Genomic DNA, 8,960 nt, shown 5'->3' with positions numbered 1-8,960 from the left:
CCGCTCCCGGACGCCCGCACTCCTCGGGGATCCGATCCTCCCCTCAGGCCGGACGGTCCGCGGGTTCCACGGCCTGAGGCGCCCCTTGCGGGCCGGTGGCCCCGGCGCGGGGCTGCGGCACTCCGGCCGGTGGCCGCGGCTGCCTGCCGTACGCCAGAGCGAGGAAGCCGCCCGCGATCAGACCGAACCCCTGGACCGTCAGCAGCGGGATGATGCCGAGCCGTTCGCCGCCGGTCGCGCCGATCGCGATGCCGGCGAGCATCGAAGCGGCCTCGGCCGCGCCCAGCACTCCGAAGACGCGACCCCGCGCGGCGTCGTCCGTCGCGTCCTGGATGACGGTCATCAGACCGGTGAACATCAGCGCGGCGGGCAGCCCGACCACGACCACGCAGACGATCGCGGGCCCCACGCCCGCGTCCCGCAGCGCCAGCGGGTAGCAGAAGATGACCAGGTCGATCAGTCCCGTGAGCAGCGCGCCGACGGTCCACAGCCGGGCCGGACGGAAGCGGTCGCCGATCACGGCCGTGGCCAGGCCGCCCGCGATGCCCCCCACCGCCTGGGCGGAGACGACCGTGCCGTAGGCGGCGCCGCTGCCGTGGAGCACATCGACGACGAAGGGGGCGAACAGCGTGCTCATGATCCCCTGCCCCACTCCCGTGAGCACGATGAAGCCGAGGACGACGCGCAGCGGCCGGTGCTGCCACGTCGGGCCGAGGGCGGCGGAGCACACCGACAGCAGACGGCGCACGGGGCCCGTGGCGGCACGCCGTTGAACGGGCCGCTCCCCGCGCGGGCGGCTCCGTTTCCCGCTCCGCTTCCCGTCCCGCGCGGCCACCCGGGTCAGCAGGAGCGCCGAGAGCGCGAAGGTGGACACATTGAGCAGGGTGAGCGCGCCGATCCCGCCCCGGGCCGCCGTCACGCCGCCGAGCGCCCCGCCGATCAGCCGGGCGATGTCCGCGTTCTGGGCGTTGAGGGCGTTGGCCGTGATCAGCTGACGGGGTTCCACCAGCAGGGGAACCAGGGCCTTCTCGGCGGGCTCGAAGAAGATCTGGACGGTGCCCTCCCAGAACATCACCGCGTACACGATCCAGATGCGGTCGGGGCCGTCCACGAGCAGCAGCGGCAGCAGACCGGCCGCCAGCAGCACGTTCGCCGTGATCATCGTGCGCAGCCGGTCCCACCGGTCGACCAGCGCGCCGGCCGTCGACCCGAGCAGGACCTGCGGCAGGAACGACGCCAGCAGCATGCCGCCGGAGGCGAGCGTGGAGCCGGTGATGTGGAAGATCTGGTACGCCAGCCCGGTGCGCAGGACCCAGTCCCCGGTGAGGGAGATCAGCCCGGCGGACAGGACCAGGCGGTAGTCGCGCTGCTGGAGCAGGAGTTGCCGTAAGGCACCCATGTCATCCCTCCGGAGGTTCGTCGGGGTCCGCCGCGCGGGCTTCCACGGAGACCAGGTACGTCAGGTCCACGAGCGCGCTGCCCTCCGGGTGCGTGGCCGGGTCGTCCATCGGGCGCGACTCCACGTACGGCTTGATCAGCGCGTCGATCGCCTCGACCAGGCCGCGCAGTTCGTCGCCGGTCAGATGCACGCTGTTGAAGCCGACCCCGGCGGTGTCGCGCCAGCCGGGCTCCGAGGCCCCGCGCTCCCCCTGCCAGGCCAGATAGCGGTTGACGGCCGCTTCGATGAAGACCTGTTCCAGCAGGTCGGCCGCCGCCGCGCCCTCCTCGGTCGAGCCGGCACCGCGCCAGCTCATCGAGTTCGACACGGCCCGCCAGGGGTGCTCGCGGTTGTCACGGCCGGGGGCGCGGGTGAGGAAGCCGTGGCGGGCCAGCTGCCGGATGTGGTGGGAGGCGAGCGCCTGGCTGACGCCGAGCCTGCGTCCGGCCTCGGCGGAGGTGAGCGGCCCCTCCCTGCCGATGAGCGCGTACAGGTCCACCCGCAAGGGGTGGGCCAGGGCGCGGATGGTCCGGGGATCGCTCAGGACATGCGTCCTCGGATCGGGCGGCGGCTTTTCAAAGGACATGCTTTGAAAGTGAGGGGTGGGGGTGCGAATGTCAAGCGATTGCTTTGAGTTCGCGGACACGGCCAACAGCCCCTGTCCCGGGGTCGATAGAGGCGGGAAGCCCGGCCGATAGCCGCCCGGAGCACGGTGACGCCACATCAACCGCGTACCGAGGGAGGTCCTGGTGGACGTGGGCCGTGAGACGACGGACGGGCCTCGAAGGCTTCGCACCGCACCCGGCGGACCGGGCGGCGTCGGTGCCCTGTTCGAGGCATGGGCGCGACGGACTCCGGACGCGGTGGCGCTCGTCCGGCGGCACCGGCCGCTCACCTACCGCGAACTCAACGCGCGGGCCAACCGGCTGGCGCACCTCCTCATCGACCGGGGCATCCGGGCCGGGGACCGGATCGGGCTCGCCGTGCCCAGGTCCGTGGAGTTCGTCGTGGCGATGCTCGCGGCGGCCAAGACCGGCGCGGGCTACGTACCGCTGGACCCGGGGCAGCCGGCGGACCGGCTGCGGATGATGGCCGCCGAGAACCGCGTCGCCCTCGTCCTCACCGGGCCGGCCGCCGACGGCGCCCTCGGCCCCGGGCTCTTCGGCGCTCCCGTACTCGACCCGGCCGCCGCCGGTCCGGGCACCTGGCCGGAGACGGACCCGGGCGTCGCCGTCGGCCCCGAGGACGTCCTGTACGTGCCCTACACCTCCGGGTCCACCGGCACGCCCAAGGGCACCGAGGTCCCGCACCGGGCGGTGACCGGCTTCTTCGACGGTGAGGACTACGCCTACTGGGGGCCGGGAGCCGTCGCGGTGCACCACTCGGCGCTCTCCTGGGACGGCCACATCCTGGACCTCTACCCCGCCCTGCTCAGCGGCGGCACGGTCGTCGTGTGCGAAGCGGACGCAGGGGACCCGAGGGCCGTCGCCCGGGAGGCCGCGGCCCACTCCGCCACCGTCCTGTGGCTGACGGCCGCCGCTTTCAACACGCTCGTGGACATCGACGCCGGCCTGCTCGGAGGGCTGAAGTACCTGCTGACCGGCGGCGAGGCGCTGTCGCCCGAACACGTCGCCCGCGCGCTGCGGGCCCTGCCCGGCACCCGGATCGTCAACGGCTACGGGCCCTCGGAGTGCACGGTCTTCAGCACGGTGCACACCATCGGGCCGGCCGACACCGCACGGCCGGCCGGCATCCCCGTCGGCCGCCCGGCCGGCGACCGCACGGTCCATCTGCTGGACGAGGAGGGCGCCCCCGTCCCGGACGGCACCCCCGGCGAGCTGTATGTCGGCGGACCCGGTGTGGGCCACGGCTACCTCGCCCGGCCCGCGCTCACCGCCGAGAAGTTCCTGCCGGACCCCTTCGGCACGGTGCCCGGTGCCCGCCTGTACCGGACCGGAGACCTGGTGACCAGGGGACCGGACGGCCTGCTCGGCTTCGTCGGACGCATCGACGACCAGGTCAAGATCCGCGGATTCCGCGTCGAACCCGGGGAGGTGGCGCAGCGGTTGCGCCGCCACCCCCGGGTGTCCGACGCGGTCGTCGTGCCGCGCGGCGACGAGCGGGCCCGGTGCGCCGGACTCACCGCGTACGCCGTGCCGGCCGGCCCCGACGAGCCCCCGGCACCGGCCGAACTGCGCGCGTTCCTGCGGCGCGGCCTGCCGCCCGCCATGGTCCCGGACACCGTCGTCCTGCTGGCGGCCCTGCCCCTGACGCCGAACGGCAAGGTGGACAGGAAGGCGCTGCCCACCCCCGAGAGCCCCGGCCGGTCCGAGGACCGCGCGTACACGCCGCCGGCCACCGCGACCGAGCGCCATCTCGCCTCCGTCTGGGAGGAACTCCTGAAGTCCGACGGCGTGGGCCGGGACCACGGCTTCTTCGACCTGGGCGGGCAGTCCCTCCTCGCCACCCGGATGACCGCCCGCATCCGGAGCGAGTGGAGCGTCGAACTGCCGCTGGCCTTCCTCTACCGGCGGACGTCCACACTGGCCGGCGTCGCCGCCGAGGTCGACCGGCTGCGGACCGAGGAGCCCGCGGCGGCGCCCGTGCGGGCCATCACCCGGGTCAGCCGCGTCGCCCGCACCACGCGCCGCACCGCTCCCGCCACGGCCCCCGACGGCGAGCCGGCCGCCGACGCCACCGTCCTCGGCCGCATCCGCGCGTACTACACGCACGTCGACGCCGGCGATGTCGAGGGCCTGCTCGCCCTGTTCGCGCCGGACGCCCGCTACCACCGCCCCGGCTACGAACCGCTGGTCGGCCACGACGACCTGCGGCGCTTCTACCGGGGCGAACGCATCATCGCCGAAGGCACCCACACCCTGACCGGGACCGTGGCCGAAGGGAACCGGGTCGCGGTGCACGGCGAATTCCACGGACTGCTGCGCAGCGGGGAGCGGGTGGGACTGCGGTTCGCCGACTTCTTCACCCTGACGCCCGAACTCACCTTCGCCACCCGGGACACCTACTTCTTCGCCCCGCTCGTGTAGCCCCCGCGGCCCAGCCGCCGAACCGAGGAGCCGCCATGACCGAGTCCGCCGTCGAGCCCGAGGCGGGCCACGCCCCGCCGCAGCCCGCCGCCCCCACCCGTTTCGCCTTCGGCGAGACCTTCACCGGCCACATGGTCACGGCGGCCTGGACCGTCGACGGGGGATGGGAACCGGACACACTCCGGCCGCGCGCCCCGCTGGCCATGGACCCCGCGATGGTGGGACTGCACTACGGGCAGGTGGTCTTCGAAGGGCTGAAGGCCCACCGCCAGGCCGACGGCACGCTGGGCGTCTTCCGCCCCGAGGACCACGCCCGGCGGTTCCAGCGCTCGGCCCGGCGCCTGGCCATGCCCGAACTGCCCGTCGGGACGTTTCTGCGCGCGGCGGACGACCTCGTGCGCGCCGACGCCGGCCTGCTGCCCGACGACCCCGCGCTCAGCCTGTACCTGAGGCCCGTGCTCTACGCGTCGGAACCCGTGCTGGCCCTGCGGCCGGCCCGGGAGTACCGGTTCCTCATGATCGCCTTCCTGACCGGGGGCTTCTTCGCCGACCGGCCCGACCCGGTCTCCGTCTGGGTCGCCCGGGACCAGAGCAGGGCCGCCCCGGGCGGAACCGGCGACATCAAATGCGCCGGCAACTACGCCCCCGGCTACCCGGCCCAGCAGCGCGCCGCGCTCGCGGGCTGCCACCAGGTCATCTGGCTCGACGCGGCGGAGCGGCACTGGGTGGAGGAGATGGGCGGCATGAACGTCTTCTTCGTACGGGGCACGGGCGCGCGAAGACGCCTCGTCACGCCGCCGCGCACCGGAACGATCCTGCCCGGCATCACCCGCGACAGCGTCTTCGCCCTCGGCCGGCGCCTGGGCCTGGACACCGCCGAGGAACGCCTGTCGGCCGACGAGTGGCGCCGGGCGTGCCGCAGCGGTGACCTCACCGAAGCCTTCGCCTGCGGCACGGGCGCGGGGGTCACCCCCATCGGCACGGTGCACGACGGAGACGACCGCTGGGACGTCGCGGACGGCGGACCCGGGCGGGTGACGCTGGCCGTGCGCGAGGCCCTCGCCGCCGCGCAGCAGGGCAGGACACCGCACCTCGCCCACTGGATACGGCGCGTGCCCGGTACGGCCCGGACCCACTGACCACCCACGCCCGACAGGAGACCCCTCACATGACCACCGCCAACGTCGCCGGGCCGGCACCCGCACCCGCACCGGACGGCGAGCAGGAGTTCGTCGCCGCGGCATCCTTCGCCCAGCAGCGCCTGTGGGTCATGGAGCAGATGGAGGACAGCGCCGCGACGTACAACATCCAGATGGGGCTGCGGCTGCACGGCTCCCTGGACACCGGGGTGCTGCGGCGCGTCCTCGGCGAGATCCTGCGGCGCCACGAGGTCCTGCGCACCCGGCTGGTCCTGGAGGACGGCGAACTCGTCCAGCTCATCTCGGCCGCGGCGGTGCTGCCGCTGCGCGAGGCGGACCTGACCCGCAGCGCCGACCCGGAGAGCGCCTGGCGGGTCGAGGGCGAACGCGAACTGCACGCCCCCTTCGACGTGTCCGCGCAACTGCCGCTGCGCGCCGTCCTCTTCAGGACGTCCGCCGACCGGCACGTGCTGCTCCTCACCCTCGACCACCTGGCCTGCGACGCCCGGTCGCTCCAGATCCTGCACACCGAACTGGTCGCGCTGTACCCGGCCCTCGCCTCCGGGGCCGCCTCGCCCCTGCCCGAACCGCCGGTCCAGTACGCGGACTACGCCGACTGGCAGCGCGAATGGCTCGCGGGCGAGGAACAGCGCGGGCAGCTCGCGTACTGGCGGGACCGGCTCGGGGGAGAGACACCACGCCTCACCTTCCACCGGCGCCAGGACACCCAGGGCGCCCCCACGAGCCTGTCCCGGTCGCACGGCCTCCCCGACGCCCTGGTCGGCGAGCTGGAGGCGCTGGCCGTCCGCGAGGGCGCGTCGCTGTTCTCCGTGCTCCTGTCGGCGTTCGGCGTACTGATCAGCCGGTACGGACGCCAGCACGACGTCGTGGTCGGCTCACTCCTGTCGGGGCGCACCCGGCCGGAGCTGGAGGACCTGATCGGATTCTTCGTCAACACCGTGGGGCTGCGCCTCGACCTCAGCGGCGGCCCGTCGTTCGGGGAGCTGCTCGCCCGGGTCCACGCGGTGACGCTGGGGGCGTACGCGCACCAGGACGTGCCGTTCGAGCAGGTCGTCCAGGCGCTCGCCCCGGACGACGAACAGGGGCGCGGCCGGCCGCTCTTCGACGTGATGTTCCAGCTCGCCGACCTGAACCGGCCCGGCGCGGCGACCGACGGCCTGTCGTTCGAGCCCCTGGTCATGGCCAGCGCGCCCGCGCCCGTCGGCCTCGTGGTCGCGGTGCTGCGCGAGGAGGACACGTACAACTGCGTCTGGGACTTCCGCACCGACCTCTTCGGCCCCGCCGGGATCGAGCGCATGCAGCGCCAGTACGTGGAACTGCTCCGTGCCGTCGTGGCCGACCCCGACCGGGCCGTGGCGGAACTCGCCAGGACGGTGCCGCGGGAACCCGATGGCGTGGGCGAGGCCGCCGGCGACGCCCGGTGGACCTTCGCCGGGCACTTCGACTCCGTGGCCCGCAGCCGTCCGGACGCCACGGCGCTGGTGGCCGGCGGCCGGCGGCTGACGTACCGCGAACTCGCCGGACGGGCCGACCGCCTGGCCCACGTCCTCGCCGCCCACGGGGTGGGGCCGCGCACCCTCGTCGGCATCCACCTCGAACGCGGCCTCGACCAGGTCGTCACCGTCCTCGCCACCCTCAAGACGGGCGCCGCCTACCTGCCCCTCGATCCGTCCTACCCGGCCGAACGCATCGGCTACATGACCGACGACGCCGCCCCCGGCCTCGTCATCACCGCCGGCCACCTCCCCGGCCCGGCCCGGCCGGCGACGACCGCGCTGATCGAGGACCTGACCGCCGAGGCGGCCAACGCCCCGGACACCCCGCCCGCCGCCCCGGACACAGGGGCCGACGACCTCGCCTACGTCATCTACACCTCCGGCTCGACCGGCCGCCCCAAGGGCACGGGGGTGCCGCACCGGGGCCTGCGCCTGGTGACCGACGCGATGGGCTCGGTGCTCGGACTCACCGGGGACGACCGGGTGCTGCACTTCGCGTCCGCGAGCTTCGACGCGTCCGTCTTCGAGATGCTGATGGCCTTCGGCGCCGGAGCGGCCCTGCACCTGGCCCCCATGGACCGGGGCGTGCCCGTCGATCTGACCGCGTTCCTCCGGGAACAGGAGATCACCGCCCTGGTACTGCCGCCGTCCGCGCTGGCCGCGCTCGTCGCGGAGGGCGGCCTCCCGGCGCTGCGGACGGTCGCGGTCGCCGGCGAGGCGTGCCCGCCCGCACTGGCCGCCCGCTGGGCCGGGGGCCGGCGCTTCTTCAACCTCTACGGGCCGACCGAGGCGACCATCTGGTCCACCTGGCACCGGGTCACCGCCGACGGGACGGCGGGCGTGCCCATCGGCCGCCCGGTGCCCGGCGCCGCGGTGCACGTCCTCGACGAGGAAATGCGCCCGGTCCCCGAAGGCGCGCCCGGCGAGCTGTGCGTCGCGGGGCCCACGGTCGCCCGCGGCTACCTGGGGCGGCCCGCCCTGACCGCCGAGCGCTTCGTGCCCGACCCCTTCGCCCGCGTACCGGGCCGGCGGCTCTACCGGACGGGCGACCTGGTCCGCCGTGACGAAGCGGGCGCACTCGAATTCCTCGGGCGCCTGGACGACCAGGTGAAAATACGCGGGTTCCGGATCGAACTCGGCGAGATCGAGCGGACGGTCGCCGCCCACCCGGGGATCCGGGAAGCGGCGGTCGTGGTCCGCGAGGACACCCCCGGCACGCGGACGGTCGTCGCCTACGCGGTCGCCGAGGCCGGCGCCGCGCCCGTCCCGGACGAACTGCGCGAGCTGTGCGGGCGGAGCCTGCCGCACTACATGGTGCCGTCCCACGTGGTGCTGCTCGACCGGCTGCCGGTGACCGGCGCGGGCAAGGTCGACCGCACGGCGCTCCCGGCGCCGGAGCGGGCGCACGGCGCCGACGCCGTGGCCGAGGCCCCGGACGGGCCGCTGGAGGAGGCGGTCGCGGAGATCTGGGCCGAGGTGCTCGGCACCGAATCCATCGCCAGGACCGACGACTTCTTCGCGCTCGGCGGCAACTCCCTGAGCGCGACCCAGGTCATCGTCCGGCTCCGGCAGGACTTCGACCTCGCGCTGCCCGTGCGCACCCTCTTCGACAGCACCCGCCTCGGCGACTTCACGGAGGCGGTACGCGTCGCGGCCACGGCAGAGGACTGAGCCCCGGGCCGCGGCGGACCTGCCCCCGCGGCCCGGCTCCGTCGGCTGCGGGGGCCGGGCGGAGCCTCTTAGCTACGCGCGTCGCATTTTTCCCCTGCGGATGGGTAAGTTGTCGCTGGTTCACCCTGATCTCAGGGGGAACCGGGCA

Annotated in this window: 5 protein-coding genes; 3 read left to right on the top strand and 2 right to left on the bottom strand. The window is 74.5% G+C overall.

Going from position 1 to position 8,960, the window contains the following annotated elements:
- Positions 1-43: 43 nt before the first annotated feature.
- Both P8A18_RS01925 and P8A18_RS01920 read right to left on the bottom strand, forming a co-directional pair.
- Positions 44-1,399: an MFS transporter gene (locus P8A18_RS01925; protein ID WP_306051158.1), complete on the bottom strand. Its 1,356-nt coding sequence runs from the start codon at positions 1,397-1,399 to the stop codon at positions 44-46.
- A gap of 1 nt (position 1,400) precedes the next feature.
- Complete coding sequence (locus tag P8A18_RS01920) at positions 1,401-2,024, bottom strand: helix-turn-helix domain-containing protein (protein WP_306051155.1); 624 nt, start codon at positions 2,022-2,024, stop codon at positions 1,401-1,403.
- 163 nt (positions 2,025-2,187) lie between these two features.
- Between P8A18_RS01920 and P8A18_RS01915 the strand changes: the two genes are divergently transcribed.
- From P8A18_RS01915 to P8A18_RS01905, 3 genes are read left to right on the top strand one after another with little or no spacing between them, the layout of a single operon-like run.
- On the top strand, positions 2,188-4,485 hold the full coding sequence (locus tag P8A18_RS01915; RefSeq protein ID WP_306051152.1) for an amino acid adenylation domain-containing protein: 2,298 nt from the start codon (positions 2,188-2,190) through the stop codon (positions 4,483-4,485).
- A 35-nt stretch (positions 4,486-4,520) separates the two neighbouring features.
- Positions 4,521-5,624, top strand: a complete 1,104-nt coding sequence (locus tag P8A18_RS01910) for a branched-chain amino acid aminotransferase (RefSeq protein WP_306051150.1) — start codon at positions 4,521-4,523, stop codon at positions 5,622-5,624.
- 29 nt (positions 5,625-5,653) lie between these two features.
- Positions 5,654-8,812, top strand: a complete 3,159-nt coding sequence (locus P8A18_RS01905) for a non-ribosomal peptide synthetase (protein ID WP_306051147.1) — start codon at positions 5,654-5,656, stop codon at positions 8,810-8,812.
- Positions 8,813-8,960: the final 148 nt, after the last annotated feature.

This window comes from Streptomyces sp. Mut1 (assembly GCF_030719295.1).
Classification (GTDB): Bacteria; Actinomycetota; Actinomycetes; order Streptomycetales; family Streptomycetaceae; genus Streptomyces; species Streptomyces castrisilvae.
Note: the sequence above shows the minus strand (reverse complement) of the source record. Positions and strands in the feature narration are given on the sequence as shown.